Genomic DNA, 18,538 nt, shown 5'->3' with positions numbered 1-18,538 from the left:
GACAGCGCGGGAAGGGAGGGCGGTGCGCTCGACCCGGATCACAGGTCGTAGGCGCGCAGCCAGAGTTCGAGGGTGAGCACCAGCCAGAGCTTCCCGCCCTGGCGCGGCAGCAGGGTGCCCTCCCGGCGCATCCAGGTGCGCACCGTGTCCGGCCGCACCAGGCCGCGCTCGCGCGCGGTGCGCCCGAGCAGCAGTTCGGCGGACAGGTCGCGCAGCGGCCCGTGCAGCCACTGCTGGACCGGGACGCGCATGCCGCTCTTCGGCCGGTCCACGACCGCGCCCGGCAGCAGGTCGCGGACGGCCTCCTTGAGGATCCACTTCTCCACCGTGCCGTGCAGCTTGAGGGTCGGCGGGGTGGCGAAGGCGTGGTCGACGACCTGCCGGTCGAACAGCGGGGAGCGGCCCTGCACCCCGCGCGAGGCGGTGAGCCGTTCGACCTTGGTGAGGATGTGGTGGGCGCCCTTGGTGCGCAGGTTGCAGTGCAGCAGCTGGTTGAGCAGCGAGTGCATCGGCCCGGGGGAGAGGTAGGGGGCGACGAAGCGGCGCGGCTGCGGTTCGTCGGCCAGCGCCCGCAGGGTCTCGCCGGTGAGCAGCAGCGGCAGGTCCTCGTAGCACTTGCGGTAGGAGCGCAGATAGGCCTCCGCCCGCACCTCGGGGGCGGGGTTGTCGCGGTGCATCTCGTGGACCAGCATCGGCAGGTTCTTCGGTCCGCCGTACACCGGGTCGCCGCCCTCGCCGTTGAGCGAGACGGTGATCCCGTCGGCGGCGACGGCCTCGGCGAGCATCAGATTGGGCACGGTCAGCGGGTCGCCGACCGGGCTGTCGAGCAGGGCGACGGTGTCGGCGAGCCGGGCGGCGACCTCCTCGCCGGAGACGGTGAGGATCCGGTGCCGGGTGCCGCAGTGGTCGGCGACCAGCCCGGAGTACCCCAGTTCGTTGGGCAGCCGGTCGCCGAAGCTGATCGAGTAGGTGTGCACCGGGTGGTCGTGCAGCCGGGCGGCGAGCGCGGTGACCAGCGAGCTGTCGACGCCGCCGGACAGCAGCACGCCGACCGGGCCGCCGGTCGGCAGCCTGCGTGCGGTGGCCCCTTCGAGCAGGGCGCGCAGCTCCCGGGCGTACTCCTCGGCGGGCCGGGCCGCGCCCTCGGGCAGGTGCTCGGCGGGTTCCCAGAACGATTCCTGGTGGGTGCTGCCGTCGGCGGCGAGCCGCAGCACCCGACCGGGCAGCGCCTCGTGCACACCGCGCAGCAGGGTCTCCTCGCCGGGCAGGTAGGCGAAGGTGAGGAAGGAGCGGACGGCGGCCAGGTTGAGACCGGTGCCGAGCGCGGGCCAGTGGCGCAGGGCGCGGAGCGAGGTGGACGCGGCCCAGCAGCCGTCGGCGCGGGCGTGGAACACGGTGCGGGCGCCCGCGTGGTCGCGGATCAGGACCAGGTCGGCGCCGTCGACGACGACGAGCGCGAACATCCCGTCGGCCTGCCGCAGGCCGTCCGTGCCGAGCCGCAGCCACAGCCGGAGCAGCAGTTCGCCGTCCGGCAGGTCGGCCGGTACGGGGGAGCCGGCCGCGGCGAGGGCGGCGATCAGCTCGGGCCGGTTGTGCAGGGTCACCTCGCCGACGGCGGTGCGGCCGTCGACGGTGAACGGGCCGGTGGCGAAGCCGGGTTCGGCGGGGAGGAGGGCGGCCCGGGCGCCGTTCGGCGCGGTGCCGCCGGTGAGGGCGGCGAGGTGGGCGCGGGCCCGGTCGGCGTCGGGGCCGGCGAGGGCGCAGCAGCGGGGCATGGTGGAGCGGTGCCTTTCGTCGGACGGCGGCCCGCGGGGTGTCCGCGGGCGGCGGCGGGGTCCCCGGCCGGCCGGGTGGCGGCCGGGGGGTGCGGCGGCTCAGCCGAAGTCGTCGCCGTCCCAGCCGTCGTCGGAGTCGCCCCAGTCGCCGAAGTCCTCGGTGGTGCCCGGGTCCCCGTGCTGGTCCCCGGACCCGTCGCCGTCCACCGATATGTCGCCGCTGCCGCCGCTTCCTCCGCCGCCGTCACCGCCGCCGGAGGAGGAGGCCTGCTGGCGGGCCTGCTGGCGCAGCTCCTCCTCCTCGGCCTCGGACAGGACCATGGGCGGCAGTTGGGCGGCGGTGATCGCGGCGACGCCCGCAACCCCGAGGGCACCGACCACCACCCCGAGCCGTCCGCCGAAGGAGCTGCGGTTGAGGGTGACCAGCCGGCCGCCGCCCCACACGGTGCGGCCGTAGCCGAGGTCGCGGCCGTACTCGGCGGTGCCGTCCGCGTACCGCCGCTTGACCAGGTCGCGGCCGAGCGGCTCGTCGGTGCCGGAGCGGCCGAGGCTGTCGTGCCAGTGGATCTGCCGGTCGGTGCCGCGCCGGCGCCACTCGCTGCGGCCGTCCTCGTACCGGCGGTGGACTTGGCCGTCCGCCAGCAGTTCGTCGCGGTAGCCGAGATGGCGTGCGTTGCTCATGGGTGCGGGGTCCTCACAGGTCGGACAGGTCGGACGGGGCGGACGGTGCGTACGGATCGGGGAGCGGGGTGGGGTTCAGCCGGCCGGCCAGCTGAGGAAGCCGCTGCCGCGCACGGTGCGGACCCGCCGGTGCAGCGGGGTGCGGCGCGGACCGGCCGTCCCGCCGCCGCGCAGCTGGCGGATCACGGTGTGCAGCAGCTTGGCCGGGGAGACGGCGGCCAGTTCGATGGTCCGGCCGCTGCCCAGCCAGGCCCGCTCCTCGGGGCGCAGTCCGGCGGGCAGCGGTCCCCGGTGGCCGTGCGGGCCGCGTCCGGAGGTCAGGTGCAGGGTGCCGGCGTGCCGGGGCACCAGGCCCATCGAGCGCACCCGGACGCCCGTCGGCCCGGTCCCCGTCGGCCCGGCCCCCGTCGGACCGGCTGTCGCTCCGTACGCGGCCCTGACCTGCTCGAAGCAGGCGAGCCCGGACGGGCTGGCGTCGTGCAGCACGTGCACCACGGCGCCCCCGGCCCGCTCCAGCGCGCCCACCAGCCGTGCGTCCAGCGGCAGTTCGTCGGCCGGGAGGATCGGGCAGGCCGCCTCCAGGTGCAGGTCGTTGGCGATCAGCATCGCGGTGATCTCCCGGCTCTGGCAGACCAGCAGCCGGGGCAGACCGTAGTCGTAGAGGTCGGGCTCCTCGGCGGCGGCCGCGCGAGGTCCGGCCGGCCGGGGCGCGGCCGGCGGCAGCAGGCCGGGCAGCTCCTCCCGGCGCGCGGCCAGCGCGGCGGCGAACCGGGCGTACCGGACCGGCGGTGCCAGGGTGTACGGGATCCGGCGCGGCCCGGCGTGCAGCGGCTGGAGCACCCGGCACAGCTCGTAGTAGAGCTGCCGCTCGGTGTACCGCAGCCCGCCGGGCGCCCCGGCCCGGCCGGCGGCGACGGTCAGCGCGCCGTCCAGGAGCGGACGCAGCGTCATGGGTTCCTGCCTTTCGTCGTCCCCGCGCTCACGCGGGGCCCTTGCCGAGTCCCGGGCCGTCCGGTCGGGCCCCGCCGGCGCCGCCGGGCGCGCCGTCCGGCTCGGGTTCGGGCCAGCTCATGAAGCCGACGGCGAGCGCCCGGCGCCGGGTCTCCAGCGGGCTCTCCGGCCGGCCCGCCGCCGGGGAGCGCACCGGTCCGGTCCGTCGGGCGGCCGGGGCCCCGGCCGTCGGCGGCGCGGTGATCCGTTCGGCGGCCCGGTCGGCGATCGCCAGCAGCCGCTTCGGGGCCAGCGCGGCGAGCGGGGTCCACCAGCCCTCGGCGAACCAGGCCCGCTGGCTGCCGGTCAGCTCGGGCACCGAGCGCTCCAGGCGCAGGTAGAGCTCCTCCGGGCGGTACAGGTCGCGCAGCAGCGTGTACTTGGTCTGGTCGACCAGCACGGTGCGCACCGACAGCCCGGCGTCCAGCACCCGCAGGCCGGGGCGGGCGGCGCGCGCGTCGGCGGCCAGCAGGTGGCCCTGGGGCGAGGCGTCGTGCAGCACCACCAGCGGCAGGCCGGCCGGGACCTCGCGCAGGTCCCGCACGAGCAGCGCGCGGTGCCGTTCGGGGTAGCGGTTGGCGTACAGGAAGGCGATGACCGTCCGGTCCGGGCAGAGCAGCACGAAGGCCGGGCGGGCGGGCGGCGGCGTGGACGGGACCAGCCCGTCCTCCACCAGCCCCGGCGGCAGGGCGCCGTAGGTGGTCCGCCACCGGTTCAGCACGGTGGTGCGGAACTGGTCCTCCGTCCAGCGGGAGTGGACCGACTCGTCCGGTGCGGGGACGTCCGACAGCGTCCACTGGCGGATGGCGAAGCCGATCAGGAGGGCGGCCGGCAGCAGCAGCCACGGGCCGACCGGGGTGAGGATCGTGCCGAGGCCGATCAGGGTCAGGATGCCCCCGGGGACGAACAGTCCGCCCGCGACGGACTTGTCGCCCCGGTACTTCTGCGGCGGGCGCCCCCGGTGCTGGAGGGAGTGGTTCAGCTGCCCGGCGGTGACGACCAGCCGGCCCCCGTCGGAGAGCTTCCCGACGGCCTTGCGGATCCGCAGGTCGTGCAGCCCGGCGCCGTCGATCTTGGGATCGAGCGCGAACTCCTTGCGGCAGTAGGTGCAGCGGCGCCCGGTCCGCTGACGCTGGATGAGGTCCTTCGAGCAGTGCGGGCAGATCATCGCGGTACCTCCGGCACCGGCCAGCTGAGGAATCCGACATTTGCGTGCAGCGCCCGCTCGGCGGCCCGTTCGGCCATCGTCAGCAGCCGCTTGGGCGGCACCGCCACCAGGGGGCTCCACAGCCCCTTGCCGAGCCAGAGGCGCTCCCGGTCGGAGAGCCCCGGCAGCCGCGCCAGCACGCCCTCCAGGGCCTCGCGTTCCTGGTGCTCGTACAGGTGGACGGCCCGGTCCCAGGCCGCCACCGCAGTGCGGGGCGACAGTCCGGCGTCCACCACCGGGCCGGTCGGCCGCGCGGCCCTGGCCTCGCGGACCAGCAGGAGGCCCTGCGGGGAGGCGTCGTGAAGCACGACCACGGGCAGGTCGTCCGGCAGCTCCGCCACCGAGCCGACGATCACCGCCCGGTAGCGCACCGCGAAGGTGTTGGCGTGCAGGAAGGCGGTGACCGTCCGGTCCGGGCAGAGCACCGCGAGCACCGGTGGCCCGTCCGGTACCGAGGGCCGGACGGCGGCGTCCTCGACCACACCGTCCGGGAGGCCGCCGTAGACCTCGGCCCAGGGGGTCAGGACCTTGCTCCGGAACTCCGCGTCGGTCCAGTCCGGGCGGTTGTCCAGCGGTGTGGTCCACGCCGCCTCCTGCCGCCGCTTCAGTTCGCGCCGCAGCTGCCACTGCCGCTCGGCGAGCTCCCACCGGCCCCTGATCCGCTTGCGCCGCAGCAGCCGGACGGCGTCCTTCGCCATCGCCCCGAGCAGCGCCAGACCGAAGAAGCCGACCACGGCGGCCAGGATGATCGCGGCCGGCAGCCGGGTGACCAGTAAGTAGGCGACGGTGACCAGCCCGGTGCCCATGCCGAGGCAGAAGGCGAGCACACCGACGCCCTCGAACCGGGGCTCGGCCGGCCGGCCGGGCGGGTCCTTGTGGGGCCGGAGCGGCGGCTGCCCGCGTTCGTGGTGCGCCCAGCGGAGCTGCTGGACCGTCAGGACGACCCGGCCGCCGTCGCCCAGCCGCTCGACGGTGCGGCGCAGCCGCAGGTCGTGCAGCCCCCGGGTGTACTTCGGCTCCAGCGCGAACCGCTGCTGGCACTTCCAGCAGGTGCGGCCGGTGCGGGCCTTCCCGGGCAGCTCGGTCTCGCAGCGGGGGCACTTCATCGCGTGGACTCCTCCAGCGTGGCCGCCAGTCGCCGCAACCCGGCCGCCAGCCGTTCCCGCCGGCCGACCGTGCCGATCCGCTGCCCGCGCTCCACCGCCCGCAGCGCCTCGGCGAGTTCGGTCTCCGACCGGCGCTCGGCCTCGGCCGCGGTGATCGCGTAGTCCTCGTGGTCGATGCCGTAGCCGGTGTTGGCGGCCAGGATGTTGAGCGGCTCGCGGCCCCGGTTGGCGAAGGAGTGCGGCATCAGCTCGGGTATCCGTATCAGCAGCCCCGGCGTCAGCGGCACCTCCACCACCCGGCGCCGCTCGGCGTCGTACAGCCCGCAGGCGGCGTGGCCGAGGCTGAGCACCAGGTGCTCGCCGCCGTGCGCGTGCGGGGTGAACGCGCTGCGCGGGGCGACGATGCCGAGCTTGTAGGTGGCGTTCGAGGGCCGCTCGGGCGAGGTCTTGGCGTCACCCACCAGGTAGTGGGCGAACTGGCCCTCGTCGATGAACCGCAGCAGCTCCTCGCCGGCCGGACCGTGCGGGGCCTCCGGGCCCAACTCCCTCGCGCCGTCCCGGTCCGCGAGCAGCACCCGGCCGTCCGGCCGCAGCCGGTAGAGCTCCGCGCCGGCCGGCAGCCGCCCGGCGAGCCTCTCGAGTTCCCGCAGCCCCGATCGTACGGACATCGGCCACCCCACCCCCACCTCGACCCGTGCGACGTCACCCCCGGTGACGCGGGGCGTCGCGCGGCCGGTTCCCGCCGTCCGGGACCGACGTTCCGGATCTTACGCACACGGGGTGACAACGCCCAGGGGCGAGCGGAGCTCGCGGACGAGAGCGAGCTGCCGGGGCGGTGAACGGGGGGTGAACGCGGTCAGCGGCCCCGGGCCACCACGAAGTCGGGCAGCGCGAGCAGGAACGCGCGGGCCTCGGCGGCCTCCTCGGTCCCGTCGCCGGGGCCGTCCGCGGCGGCGGGGCCAGCGGCCAGTACCGCCTCGATCTCCCGCGCGGCCGCCGCGACCAGTCCGGCCGCCGCCTCCCGGGCGTGCGCCACGCAGTCGTAGGCCGTCATCCGGTCGAGCAGCCAGGCCACGTCCTCGGCCGCCCCCGGGCCGCGCTGCGCCCGGGTGAGGCTCAGATGCCGTACCACGCGGGCGCGTTCGGCCGGGGTGGCGCGCTCCAGCAGCTGGATGAGCATCAGCGTCCGCTTGCCCTCCCAGAGGTCCCCGGCGATCTCCTTGCCGTACTCCTCGGCCGCGCCGACCAGGTTGAGCACGTCGTCCTGGATCTGGAAGGCCGCGCCCAGGTACCAGCCGAACCGGTCCAGCCGGGCGGCGTCCGTACCGGCCCCCTCGGCGACCAGCAGGCCGGAGCGGCACGGGTAGAGGAAGGTGTACCAGGACGTCTTCTTCAGGCACATCCGGTAGTAGTCGGCACTGGTCAGTCCGCAGACGTTGTCCCGGATCCAGGCGATCTCCAGGGCCTGCCCCTCCAGGGACTGGCGGCACATCAGCTCGGTCTCCTCGAACAGCCGCCAGGCCAGCTCGCCGCCGAGCGCCCGCCGGTTGGCCATCACCCGCCGCAGGCCGAGCAGGTTGGTCGCGTTGCCGACGTTCAGCGCGACCTCCACGCCGTACCGGGCGGGCAGCGTGGGCTCGCCCCGGCGGAGCTCGCTGCCGTCCTGGATGTCGTCGTGGACGAGGAAGCCGTTGTGGAACAGCTCCACGGTGACGGCCGGGTTGAGGGCCCGCTCGGGCCGACCGCCGAACGCGGAGCAGGTGGCCAGGCAGAGTGCGGCCCGCAGGCCCTTGCAGGGGCGGGTGGGGTAGTCGGCGGCCAGGTCGTAGAGGTAGGGCGGGCTCTGCTCGGGGATGTGGCGCAGGAGTTCGGCGAGGGTGCGCTCGCGGTACCGGGCCAGGACGCGCTCGACCAGCGGCGCGCCGACGGCGGGACGTCCGGCCGGGGTGGTCACCCCCGGGGCCGCTCGTCCGGTCCGCCGTCGCCGTCGTGGCCGCCGTCGGCGGCCCGCGGCTCGCCCTGCGGTCCGAAGGCGTTCCGCAGGCCCTGGTTGGCGAGGCCGGGGGCGAGCGAGCTCAGGCCGAGCAGCAGGTCGAGCACGTCGTGGGCGTTGGCCGCGAGCCGCTGGGCCTGCTCGGACACCTCGCCGGTGGTGTTGGCGAGGACCCGCTCGCTCACCGCCTCGATCAGCTGGTGGGTGTTCTCCGAGACCCGGCCCACCAGACGGTCGAACTCCTCCTGGTCGACCCGGTGCTCGCCGGTCAGCCGGGCCGTGGCCGCCTTGGCATCGGCGATCCCGGCGGACAGCTCCCGTTCCAGGACGGCCGCGGCCTCCATGACGGCACGCGAGCCCTGCTCGCCCAATTCGCTGAACCGACCGGCATCGGGCATGGCTGACCTCCTGGTTCGACCCCCGGCCGGGGCCGGGGCGGTCCGGATCGGCGCGCGGCGGGGCGCCGTACCGATCGCCGATGGTACACGGTTGTGTGCGGAGCGTGTCCACGGCGTCACGGGGGAGGTGCCGGGCGCGGGCGCGTTCCGGAGTGCGCCGGAGTCACCCCGGCGTGCGGCGGCGTCCGCGCGCCGGGTGGGGTCGGCGCGGTCCGGCGAGTCGGGGCTCCCCGCCCGTCTGGTCACTGATAGTGATTGCCTGATTGCGGAGCGATCCGCCGGGGGTGGAGGGCGGCAGCACCGGACCGTACGGGACGGCACAGGAGAAGGAGCGGGTCATGGGTGGCAGACAGCGTCCGCCGAAGGCGCGGGGCGCCCGGCCGGAGGCGAAGCGGCGGACCGGGCGCCCGCCCGCCCCGGGCGCGGACCGGCCGGCGGTGGACCCGGGCCTGGAGATCGCCCGGCTGGAGGGCTATCTCGCCTGGGAGGCGGAGGTCGCGGCGGCCCAGCGCGACGCCCGGGCCTTCGCCGACCGCTTCCCTTGGCTGTGCCCGGACGACCGGGAGGCCCTGGAGCAGGCGTACGCCGACGACCGCCTCCGGTACGCGGAGGAGGTGGTCGACCGCGCGGTGGGCCGCTGCCGCGCGCTGGCCGCCCGCTACCGCGCCGAGTGCCGCCGGATCTGCGCCCGCTGGGCGGCCGTGTGCCTCTCGGTGGTCTTCGCGGTGGCCCTGCTCGCCGTCGTCCCGGTCGCCCTGCACGGCTGACCGACCACCGGTACGACCGGGCCCGCCGCACACCGAGGGGTGTGCGGCGGGCCCGGTCGTGCGGTCCGCGGGGCGGACGGGATCAGTGGTGGCCGTGGCCGCTGCTGATCTCCTCGTGCTCCTGGACCGTCGGCTTGGCGATCTGGCTGCCCTCGCCGTAGAAGCCCCGGGCCAGCTTGGCCCGGGTGCGGGCCAGCAGTCCGGCCTTGCGGGCCACGCCGTTCTCGTCCACCTCGGCCGGCAGCTCGAACGGCTGCGGCTGGTCGTGCGCGGTGAGCGTGTGCAGCCGCTCCGGCGGCAGCGCCGCGTGCACCTCGACGAACTCGCCGTGCGGCAGTCGCTTGATGACGCCGGTCTCCCGCCCGTGCAGCACCTTCTCCTTGTCACGGCGCTGGAGGCCGAGGCACCAGCGCTTGGTGATCACGAAGACGATCACCGGGGCGACGAAGAAGCCGATCCGCGTGGCGTTGGTGATCGCGTTGATGGACAGGTGGAAGTGGGTGGCGATCAGGTCGTTGCCGCCGGCGGCGAGCAGGACCAGGTAGAGGCTGATCCAGCCGGCGCCGAAGGCGGTGCGCACCGGCGCGTTGCGGGGCCGGTCGGCGATGTGGTGCTCGCCCCGGTCCCCGGTGATCCAGGCCTCCAGGAACGGGTAGGTCCAGATCGCCACCAGGACCAGCGGGAAGATCATCAGCGGCACGAACACGCCCATGTTGAGCGTGTGGCCCCACAGGCCGATCTCCCAGCCCGGCATGATCCGGATCAGGCCCTCGGAGAAGCCCATGTACCAGTCCGGCTGGGCGTCGGTCGACACCTGGTCCGGGCGGTACGGGCCGTACATCCAGATCGGGTTCACCGTGGCGATCGCGGCCATCGCGGACACCACGCCGAACACCAGGAAGAAGAAGCCGCCGGCCTTGGCCATGTAGACCGGCATCAGCGGCATGCCGACCACGTTGTCGTTGGTCCGGCCGGGCCCGGCGAACTGGGTGTGCTTGTGGTAGAAGACCAGGATCAGGTGGGCCACCAGCAGCCCGAGCATGATGCCCGGGATCAGCAGCACGTGCACGGTGAACAGTCGCGGCACGATGTCGTGGCCGGGGAACTGGCTCCCGAAGATGAAGAACATGAGGTACGTGCCGACGATCGGCACGGCGAGGATCGCGCCCTCCATGAACCGGATGCCGGTGCCGGAGAGCAGGTCGTCGGGCAGCGAGTAGCCCATGAAGCCGTCGAACATGCCGAGGATCAGCAGGCCCGCGCCGAACATCCAGTTGATCTCGCGCGGCTTGCGGAAGGCGCCGGTGAAGAAGACCCGCATCATGTGCACGAACATCGCGGCCACGAAGACGATCGCGGCCCAGTGGTGGATCTGGCGGATCAGCAGGCCGCCGCGGATGTCGAAGCTGATCCGCATCGTCGAGGCGAAGGCCTCGGACATCGGGACGCCCTCGAGCGGCACGTACTTGCCCGCGTACGTCACCTCGCCCATCGACGGGATGAAGAAGAGCGTCAGGTAGACGCCGGTCAGGATGATGATGACGAAGGTGTAGAGGCAGATCTCGCCCAGCATGAAGGACCAGTGGTCCGGGAAGATCTTGCGCAGATTGGACTTGGACAGGGCGTAGATGCCGAGCCGTCCGTCGGCCCAGTCGGCGAGCGCCTCCGCCTTGTTGGCGGGTGCCGCGCGGGTGCTGGTGACCGGCCCCGGGCTCGACTGCTGGTCGGCTCTCACGACGGGCTCCCCGGTGTCCGCCGCGGCTTGTCCTGGACGCCCGGCCGCGTCACGGCCGGCCGGTGGAGTGATGTGATCATCGGACCTCTCGATACGGGGGTGCCGGACAGTCCGGCGCGCGGATCCGGCGACCCGCCGCCCCCGTTGCTCAAAGTGATGGAGCGCTTACTCTGTCATGCTGTCGGGAGCGCGCCGACTGTGCACGTCCATCGGCCCGTCCGGCCGCTCGTGTCGGCCCGTCCGGGGGGTCCCGGGGCGGCGACGGAGCCGTGCGGGGGCCGTGACGGGGTCGTCGTGGGGCCGTGACGGGGTGTCCGGAGACGGCCTCTTCCGCACTCCGATGCTGCGCTCGGGTGCTGTTGACGACACGCCGGGGCGTTCTGGCGCGCGCCGCACCCGGGGAGGGCGCGGGACCCGGCCTACGCTGCGCCAATGGTGGATCACCGGGAACTCTTCGAGGACGTGACAGCCGACCTGGCCCGGGCCGGCTTCGACATCGACCGCGGGCCCTCCGGGCTGCGGATCGGCCATGGCCCGCACGGGGTGCTGATCGACTGGCCGCCCGCCGAGCAGGCGGCGGCCGACCAGCCGCCGCCCACCGAGGGCATCCGGGCCGCGGTGACCGGCGCGGTCGCCGCCGTACTGCGCGAGTCCGGCTACCGGGTCGCGACGGCCGGACCGGACGGACTGCTCGTCACCGCCTCCCGCCCGCTCCGGGTCGCCGCTCCCGACGCCCCGGGCGAGGGCGGGCGGGAGCCGGCCGGGGTCCCCGAGCAGTGGTGGGGGTGAGGGGCGGACCGCCCGCGACCCTGTCCGACCCGTGGCCGTGAGGCTCCGGTGACGGCGCCGGGGTCAGGGGGTGTTCGGGCCCCCGCCCGTGGCGGCGGCGATCGCGGCCGCCAGCTCGTCCACGCCCTGCTCCCGCAGCACGCCGTAGTGGTCCCCGGCCAGCCGGACCGTGGCCGGGACGGCCGCCGACCAGCCGGAGCTGCCCTCGATGAACGAGTAGTCGTCACCGGTGGCCTTGAAGACGGTCACCGGGGCCGACAGCCGCCGCTCCGCCAGCTCGCGGAAGGTGTACTCGAACTCGTAGGTCTCCCCGACGATCCGGGCCACCCGGCGGATCAGCTCCTCGTCGAGCTCCGGCAGCGTCCGGTGGACGAAGGCGGCGAAGCCGTCCTCGTCCCGCACCTCGGCGAGGCACTCGGCCAGCCGCGGCCCGCCGACCGAGCCCGCGAACACCGAGTGGAGGATGGTCAGGTACGCCGGGTTGCGGTACGAGGACTCGCGTCCGTACCGCTCGCCGTCCGCCCGTCGCAGCTCCGGGTTGCCGGGGCAGATCAGCATCAGGGCGGCCACCCGCTCCCCGGCCCGCTCCAGCTGCCAGGCCGCCTCGAAGGCCACCCGGGCGCCGAAGGAGTACCCCCACAGCGTGTAGGGGCCCTCCGGCCGGACCGCCCGGATCTGCGCCAGGTCGGCGGCCGCCATCTCCCGGATCGTCGGGTACGGCGTCTCCCCGGGGTTGATGCCGTACGCCTGGACGCCGTAGAACGGCCGGCCCGAACGCCCGGCGAGCGGGCGCAGGTTCATCGGGTAGCCGCCCAGTCCGGGCCAGCAGAACACCGGGTCGCCGGCGCCGCCCCGGTGCAGCGGCACCAGCCGGGAGGCCGGTTCCCCGGCGGTCGGGGCGCTCCGGGCGCCGTCGCCGACGGCCGTGTCGATCCTGGCCGCCAGATCGGCGAACCGGGGGCACTCGAACAGCACCTGGAGCGGGAGCCCGGCGCCGAACTCCCGGTTCACCCGGTTGACCAGCGCCACCGCGATCAGCGAGTTGCCGCCCGCCGAGAAGAACTCGTCCGCCGCGGAGACGGGCTCGTACTTCAGCGCGGCGGCCCAGGTCCCGGCCAGCCGCCGTTCGGTCGGCGTCGCCGGTGCCACGAACGGCGCACCGGTGGCGGCGTCCCTGACCTGCTCGGCGGCCGCCAGCGCCTTGGCGTCCACCTTGCCGTTGGCGGTCAGCGGCAGCTCGTCCAGCACCAGCACCCGGTTGGGGACCATGTAGTCCGGCAGCAGGGCGACCAGCTCGTCCCTGATCAGCTCCGCCGGGCCGCGCATGTGCACGGCGTCCTCCCGCATGCCCTCGCTGCGGATCTGCTCCTCGCTCACCCGGCCGCCGAGGAAGAAGTACGACGGGCCGGGCTCGATGCCGCACCCGGTCAGCACCGCGTCGATCCGCCGGGCGGCGGGCAGCGGGTGACCGCTCTTCGAGCTGTAGCCCGAGGACATGAACCCGAAGCCGAGCCCGTTGCGCTGGAGCCGGTGCAGCCGGAGGCCGAGGCCGATGTACTCCAGCCACGGTTCGGCGGCCCGGCTCACCGCGGTGATGCCGAAGCCCGCCCGCCGGTAGACCTGCTGGTTGATCGCGATGACGTGCCGGGACTCCACCACCTCGGCGGAGATCCGGGTCAGCTCGCCGCCCTCGTACCGGTACAGGCCGGCCGGCAGGCCGTCGACCCCGCCCGGGTGGGCCTGGACGAACAGCTCGGTGTCCTCCCGGCGCCGCCGGCCGTCCTCCGGGACGATCGCGAAGCTGCCCAGGTAGTAGTCCTCCTCGGCGACGTCCAGCCGCCGCTGGACGTCGGGCTCGTGGCCCAGCGGACGCACCGCCAGCCCGTACTCCGGCAGCACCTCCTCCAGCACGCCCAGCATGTGGCCGGCCTCGAACTCCAGCACCTCCTGGATGTTGTCGCGGTAGACCGGCTCGACGGCGCCGCGCCGGCCGAGGAAGTGCAGCGCCAGCGGCGCGCCCCCGGCGGCCCGGTCGCCGACCCGGACCAGGGTGTGGTCGACCGGGTGGTAGTAGTGCACGCCCGCGGCGAGGCCGTGCGAGCCGTCCGTCTCCAGGTACAGCTGGGTGGCGTACAGGGCGCCGGGGGAGGCGTAGGCGTACTTCGGCAGCAGCCGCTCCGGGCTGTGGAACTGGCCGAACCAGCGCAGCACCGGGCCGAGCTCGGCCAGGGTGGCAGCGGGCGGCGATCCGGTCGGCGCGGTCGGCCCGGTCGGTGCGGTCGGTCCGGTCGGTGCGGTCGGTGCTTCTGCCGGGCGCGGCGGGGCGAGCAGCGCCAGCAGGTCCTCCCGGGTGACCGGGCCGCCCTCGAAGAAGCGGTAGGTCTTGCGGGCGAAGGTCTCCCGCCGCTGCCGGCCGGTTTCCCGGCGCCCCGGCAGTTCGACCACCGGCCGGCCGGCCAGTTCGGCCGGGCCGCGCACGCCCGGGTTGGACAGCTGGGCCCGGACCTGGAGCTTGCTCGCCTTGGACCGGTGGTGGCCGCCGTGGTTGCCCTGGTCCATCAGGGCGGCCTCCTTGGGGTTCAGCTCCACACAGGCCACCAGGTTGCGGTGGCCCGTGCGCGGGTCGTCGGTGACCACGGCTGCGGCCCGGCGCACCCAGGGGTGCTCCTCGACGGCGAGCGCGATCTCGTCCAGCTCGACCCGGTAGCCGCGCAGCTTGACCTGGTTGTCCACCCGGCCGGCGCACTGCAGGGTGCCGTCCGGGTTCCACTCGGCGAGGTCGCCGGTGCGGTAGAGCCGCTCGCCCGGCAGGTACGGCGAGGCGACGAAGCGCTCCGCCGTCAGATCCGGCCGGTTGAGGTACCCGCGCGCCAGCTGGACACCGCCGATGTACAGCTCACCGGTCGCGCCGACCTCCACCGGCGCCAGCTCCTCGTCCAGGACGAAGCAGCGGGTGCGGTCCACCGGCACGCCGATCGGCACCGAACCGGCGCCGTCGACGAGGGTCTCCGGGTCGATCCGGTGGGAGGTGGCGTTGATGGTGCACTCGGTCGGGCCGTACAGGTTGACCAGCTCCGCGCCGGGCAGTGCCGCCGTCAGCGCGCGGGCCAGCCGGACCGAGAGCGCCTCGCCGCCGGAGTACAGCCCGCGCAGACCGGTGCAGTCGGCCAGCCGCTCGGTGTCGAGCAGGGCCTGCAGCAGGGTCGGCACGCACTGGAGGGTGGTCACGCCGTGCGCGAGCACGGTGTCGATCAGGGCCTCCGGGTCCCGGTAGACGCCGGGCGCCCCCATCACCACCCGAGCTCCGGCGGCGGGTGCGAGGATCTCCCACTGCGCCGCGTCGAAGCTCATCGGCGTCTTCTGCAGCACGGTGCTGTCCGGGCCCAGATGGCCGGCGTCGGCCAGCCAGCGCAGCTGCGACACGATGCTGTGGTGCTCGATCATCACGCCCTTGGGGCGGCCGGTGCTGCCGGAGGTGTGGATGACGTAGGCCAGCGACTCGGGGGCGGGGCCGGCCGGGGCGTGGGCCTGGTGCGGGATGTGGGTGTTCCCGCCCGGCTCCGGCTGGGCGTCCCGGTCCGGGAGGTCGGCGGCGGTGACGATCCGGGTGCCGGCCGGGACCAGCTCGGCCAGCCGGGACCGCAGGTGCTCCTGGGCGACGACCACCCTGGTCCCGCTGGACTCGATCATCCAGCGGAGCCGCTCCTCCGGGTACTCGGGGGAGAGCGGCAGGTACGCGGCGCCCGCGTGCAGGATGCCCCAGGCGCCGGTCATCAGCGCCAGGGACGGCTCGGTGTACAGGCCGACGCAGTCGTCGGTGGCCACGCCCAGCCGGTGCAGGTGCGCGGCGAGCGCGTCGGCGGCGTCGGCGAGCTCGCGGAAGCTCAGCCGGGCGCCGGTGCCCGGACCCGTGCCCGCCCCGTTCTCCGCCGGAGCGGTGACCGCCGTGGCGTCGGGGCGGGCGGCCGCCTGGGCGCGGAGCAGGTCGGGCAGACAGACGGAGCGGCGGGCGTCGAGAAGGGTGGCGAACAGGACGGACTGTGCGGTCATGACGGGGTTCCCCTGGGCTCGGGCCGATAGGGCCCGCCCGGCGCGTGGACCGGGCGTGACCTCCAAGGTCGGCCACCCGCTGTCCCGAACACCTGGGGCAGCGGCCGTCACCCGGCCCCCCTTCGGGCCCGGGCCGGTCCCGCCCGTGTCCCGGGCCGGGGCCCACGCCGGTCCCGTTCCTCCCGGGCGCGGTCCCGGCGCGGACCCGGCCTGGTGGTCCCGGTGGTCCCGGGCGGCTCAGGGCGGCGGCGGGGGCGGTCCGGACCGGGGCGGGATCAGGCCCGGGCCGGGGCGGCCGCCGCGCGGGCGAGGTGGGGGAGGAAGGCGGTGACGGCGGGGGGTGCGGAGCGGGCGCGGAGGGTGGCGGTCCGGACCAGGCGGACCGGGGTGTCCTCGGGGTGGAGCGGGACGAGCGCGATGTCCGGACGGGTGGCACGGGCGGCCAGGGCCGGGATCAGGGTGGCGCCGAACCCGGCGGCGACCAGGCCGAGTTTCGCCGTCCAGGCACCGACCTCGTAGGCGATCCGGGGCTGGAAGCCGCTGCGGACACAGGCGGCGAGCAGGGTGGACTCGGCCCGGCTGCTGGCGGCGATCCAGGGCTCGTCGGCGAGTTCGACCAGCCGCAGCTGCTCCCGGCCGGCCAGCGGGTGGTCCGGCGGGAGGGCCACCAGTACCGGGTCCTCGGCCAGCGGACGGACGTCGAACAGCTCGGTGTCGTAGGGGTGTCCGGGGTAGGCGGCGACCACCGCGAGGTCGATCGCGCCGTCCCGCAGCCGGTCGAGCAGCTGTGCCGACAGGCCCTCGGCAAGGGAGATGCCGATGCCCGGATGCGCGGTGCGGAAGGCCGCCAGCGCGGCCGGGACGAGGGCGGCGTTGGCGCTGTCGAAGGCGCCGATCCGCAGTCGGCCGAGGCCGAGTCCGGTGAGCGCGGCGAGGTCGCGGCGGGTGCCGTCCAGCCGGTCCAGCAGGGCCTCGGCGTGCGGCAGCAGCGTCCGGCCGTGCTCGGTGAGACTGACCCCACGAGCCAGTCGGTCGAACAGCTGGACACCGAACTCGGCCTCCAGGGTCGCGATCTGACGGGATATCGCGGACTGGGTGAACCCCAGCTGCTCCCCGGCGGCGGTGAACGAGCCCAGTCGGGCGGTGGTGCGGAAGACGTCGAGCCAGGCCATGTCCATTCCGCATGGCTACCATGCGGGACATTCGCTTGTCGCCTGGCTCGACGGTTCCTAGCGTGGAGGCATGGAGAAGATCGCATTTCTGGGCCTCGGCCGGATGGGGCTCCCGATGGCCCGCCGACTCGCTTCGGGCGGCTACCCGTTGACGGTGTGGAACCGGACTCCCGGCCGGGTGCCGGCGTCGACGGAGGGGTCGGTGGAGGGACTGGTGGAGGTCGCGGATCCGGTGGCGGCGGTGCGCGGCGCGGGCGTCGTGGTCACCATGCTGGCCGATCCGGCGGCGCTGGCCGCCGTCGCACGACAGATCGTCGCCGAACTGGCGCCCGGCACCGTGTGGGTGGACATGTCCTCGGTGGGTCCCGCCGCGGTGGCCGAGGTGCGGGACCGACTGCCGGACGGCGTCGGCCTGGTGGACGCGCCGGTGCTGGGCAGCGTCGGCCCGGCCGGGACCGGCGGGCTGACCGTGCTGGTGGGCGGCGGGCCCGAGGACGTGGAGCGGGTCCGGCCCGTGCTGGAGCGGCTCGGCCGGGTGGTCGACTGCGGTGGCCCCGGAGCCGGTGCGGCGCTCAAGCTGGTGGCGATCGGGGCGATCGTCGGGGGCGTGGCGGTGGTCGCCGAGGCGCTGGCGCTGGCCGGAACACTCGGCCTGTCCGAGGAGTTGGCGGGCGGAGTGCTCGCCGCCGGGCCGCTCGGGGGGCTGGTGGCGCGCGCCACGGCCGTCGACGCCGACTTCCCGGTGCGGCTGGCCGCCAAGGACCTCGCACTGGCGGGCGGCGGCCCGGTGTTCGCGGCGGTGCGCGAACGGCTGCTGGCGCACCCGGAGTTGGCCGATCAGGATCTCGCTCGCTGGGTCGACGCGGTGCGGGCCGCGGGCTGAGGCCGGAGTCGGGGCAGCCGGGGTGTCCGTCCGCCTCGGGGGAGGACGGACACCCCGGCCGCCGTCGTCAGCCGGCCCAGCGGGTGACGGTGAAGCCGGAGCCCTCGCGCCGCACCTCGGCGGCTCCCGTGCCGGCGAAATGTGCCGGGACGACCAACTCGCGCCGGTCGGCGGCGCGTTCGAGGACGCTGCGACGGGTGGCTGCGGCCTGGACCGGGTCCTCGCAGAAGCAGCTGTTGCACTCGGGGCGGGTCAGCTGCAGCGGGCTGTGCAGCAGGTCGCCGACGAACACCGCCCGCTCGCCGCGCGAGTCGAGCCGCAGTACGGAGGAGCCGGGGCTGTGGCCGGGCGCGGGCTCCAGGGTGAGGGCCTCGTCGAGCCGGACGCTCTCCGTCCAGAGCACCGCGCGGCCCGAGCGGACCACCGGCTCGATGCTGTCGGCGTAGAGCAGCCGGCGCTCCTCCTGGCGGCTCGCCGGACCGGCGCGCCCGGGCCCGTCGGGGGCGAAGGAGGCGTGGTCGGCGGCCGGCAGGTAGTAGACGGCGTTGGGGAAGGCGGGCACCCATGCGCCGTCCCGCTCGACGGTGTTCCAGCCGACGTGGTCGGCGTGCAGATGGGTGTTGACCACCACGTCGACGTCCTCGGGCCGCACGCCGGCGGCCGCGAGCAGGTCGAGGAAGTCGCTGTCCCGCTCGTGGAAGAGCCGGTTGTGCGGGCGCTGCCGGCGGTGCCCGACCCCGGTGTCGACCAGGACGGTGCGGCCCCCGTGGCGGACCACCCAGCTCTGCAGGGCGCCGAGATGGGTGTCGTCGGCGCGGTTCCAGTGGTCGGGCGCGAGCAGGTCCGCGTTGCGCTCCCAGTCCTCGGGTGTCGCCCCGGGCACGATGTCGGCGGAGGGCATGAACGCCCCCTCCCACTCCCTGACCCTCAGCACCTCGGCCTCGCCGAGCACGATCCGTTCCATGGTCCCTCCCGTGGTGGTACGCGATGTC

The 18,538-nt window shown here is 75.0% G+C and carries 15 protein-coding genes; 3 read left to right on the top strand and 12 right to left on the bottom strand.

Annotation, left to right across the window (positions count from 1 at the left end):
* Positions 1-38: 38 nt before the first annotated feature.
* The 8 genes from ACW14Y_RS05405 to ACW14Y_RS05370 all read right to left on the bottom strand — a co-directional run bounded on the left by ACW14Y_RS05405 (position 39) and on the right by ACW14Y_RS05370 (position 8,150).
* A complete protein-coding gene (locus ACW14Y_RS05405; RefSeq protein WP_456986063.1) occupies positions 39-1,775 on the bottom strand; it encodes an asparagine synthetase B family protein in 1,737 nt (578 codons plus the stop codon).
* Positions 1,776-1,874: 99 nt separating this feature from the next.
* Positions 1,875-2,456: a hypothetical protein gene (locus tag ACW14Y_RS05400; protein WP_456986062.1), complete on the bottom strand. Its 582-nt coding sequence runs from the start codon at positions 2,454-2,456 to the stop codon at positions 1,875-1,877.
* A 75-nt stretch (positions 2,457-2,531) separates the two neighbouring features.
* Positions 2,532-3,407, bottom strand: a complete 876-nt coding sequence (locus ACW14Y_RS05395; RefSeq protein ID WP_456986061.1) for a hypothetical protein — start codon at positions 3,405-3,407, stop codon at positions 2,532-2,534.
* Positions 3,408-3,435: 28 nt separating this feature from the next.
* Complete coding sequence (locus ACW14Y_RS05390) at positions 3,436-4,614, bottom strand: hypothetical protein (RefSeq protein ID WP_456986060.1); 1,179 nt, start codon at positions 4,612-4,614, stop codon at positions 3,436-3,438.
* Complete coding sequence (locus tag ACW14Y_RS05385) at positions 4,611-5,759, bottom strand: hypothetical protein (RefSeq protein ID WP_380310890.1); 1,149 nt, start codon at positions 5,757-5,759, stop codon at positions 4,611-4,613. The genes ACW14Y_RS05390 and ACW14Y_RS05385 overlap by 4 nt, the downstream gene beginning before the upstream one ends.
* Positions 5,756-6,427 (bottom strand): cupin domain-containing protein, encoded by a 672-nt coding sequence (locus tag ACW14Y_RS05380; RefSeq protein ID WP_266277171.1) that lies wholly within the window; start codon positions 6,425-6,427, stop codon positions 5,756-5,758. The genes ACW14Y_RS05385 and ACW14Y_RS05380 overlap by 4 nt, the downstream gene beginning before the upstream one ends.
* Positions 6,428-6,615: 188 nt before the next feature.
* Positions 6,616-7,713, bottom strand: coding sequence for a polyprenyl synthetase family protein (locus tag ACW14Y_RS05375; protein ID WP_456986059.1), 1,098 nt, complete (start codon positions 7,711-7,713; stop codon positions 6,616-6,618).
* Complete coding sequence (locus ACW14Y_RS05370; RefSeq protein ID WP_380310885.1) at positions 7,710-8,150, bottom strand: hypothetical protein; 441 nt, start codon at positions 8,148-8,150, stop codon at positions 7,710-7,712. The genes ACW14Y_RS05375 and ACW14Y_RS05370 overlap by 4 nt, the downstream gene beginning before the upstream one ends.
* Before the next feature lie 338 nt (positions 8,151-8,488).
* Between ACW14Y_RS05370 and ACW14Y_RS05365 the strand changes: the two genes are divergently transcribed.
* Positions 8,489-8,917, top strand: a complete 429-nt coding sequence (locus ACW14Y_RS05365) for a hypothetical protein (RefSeq protein ID WP_456986058.1) — start codon at positions 8,489-8,491, stop codon at positions 8,915-8,917.
* A gap of 82 nt (positions 8,918-8,999) precedes the next feature.
* Here ACW14Y_RS05365 and qcrB read toward each other — a convergent pair whose 3' ends face one another.
* Positions 9,000-10,652: a cytochrome bc1 complex cytochrome b subunit gene (gene qcrB / locus ACW14Y_RS05360; RefSeq protein ID WP_380313096.1), complete on the bottom strand. Its 1,653-nt coding sequence runs from the start codon at positions 10,650-10,652 to the stop codon at positions 9,000-9,002.
* Between the two features lie 432 nt (positions 10,653-11,084).
* On the opposite strand from qcrB, the gene ACW14Y_RS05355 reads away from it, so the two are divergent.
* Positions 11,085-11,441 (top strand): hypothetical protein, encoded by a 357-nt coding sequence (locus ACW14Y_RS05355; RefSeq protein WP_380440993.1) that lies wholly within the window; start codon positions 11,085-11,087, stop codon positions 11,439-11,441.
* Positions 11,442-11,504: 63 nt separating this feature from the next.
* On the opposite strand, the gene ACW14Y_RS05350 is transcribed toward ACW14Y_RS05355, so the two are convergent.
* A complete protein-coding gene (locus ACW14Y_RS05350) occupies positions 11,505-15,491 on the bottom strand; it encodes an amino acid adenylation domain-containing protein (protein WP_456986057.1) in 3,987 nt (1,328 codons plus the stop codon).
* A 275-nt stretch (positions 15,492-15,766) separates the two neighbouring features.
* On the bottom strand, positions 15,767-16,669 hold the full coding sequence (locus tag ACW14Y_RS05345; RefSeq protein ID WP_402724869.1) for a LysR family transcriptional regulator: 903 nt from the start codon (positions 16,667-16,669) through the stop codon (positions 15,767-15,769).
* A gap of 64 nt (positions 16,670-16,733) precedes the next feature.
* On the opposite strand from ACW14Y_RS05345, the gene ACW14Y_RS05340 reads away from it, so the two are divergent.
* Complete coding sequence (locus ACW14Y_RS05340) at positions 16,734-17,546, top strand: NAD(P)-dependent oxidoreductase (RefSeq protein WP_456986056.1); 813 nt, start codon at positions 16,734-16,736, stop codon at positions 17,544-17,546.
* A 67-nt stretch (positions 17,547-17,613) separates the two neighbouring features.
* Here ACW14Y_RS05340 and ACW14Y_RS05335 read toward each other — a convergent pair whose 3' ends face one another.
* Complete coding sequence (locus ACW14Y_RS05335) at positions 17,614-18,510, bottom strand: MBL fold metallo-hydrolase (RefSeq protein WP_380441001.1); 897 nt, start codon at positions 18,508-18,510, stop codon at positions 17,614-17,616.
* Between the last annotated feature and the right edge of the window lie 28 nt (positions 18,511-18,538).

The sequence above is a fragment of the Kitasatospora sp. cg17-2 genome (genome assembly GCF_054031055.1).
The sequence above is the reverse complement of the archived record's forward strand: the minus strand, read 5'-3'. Positions and strand labels throughout refer to the sequence as shown.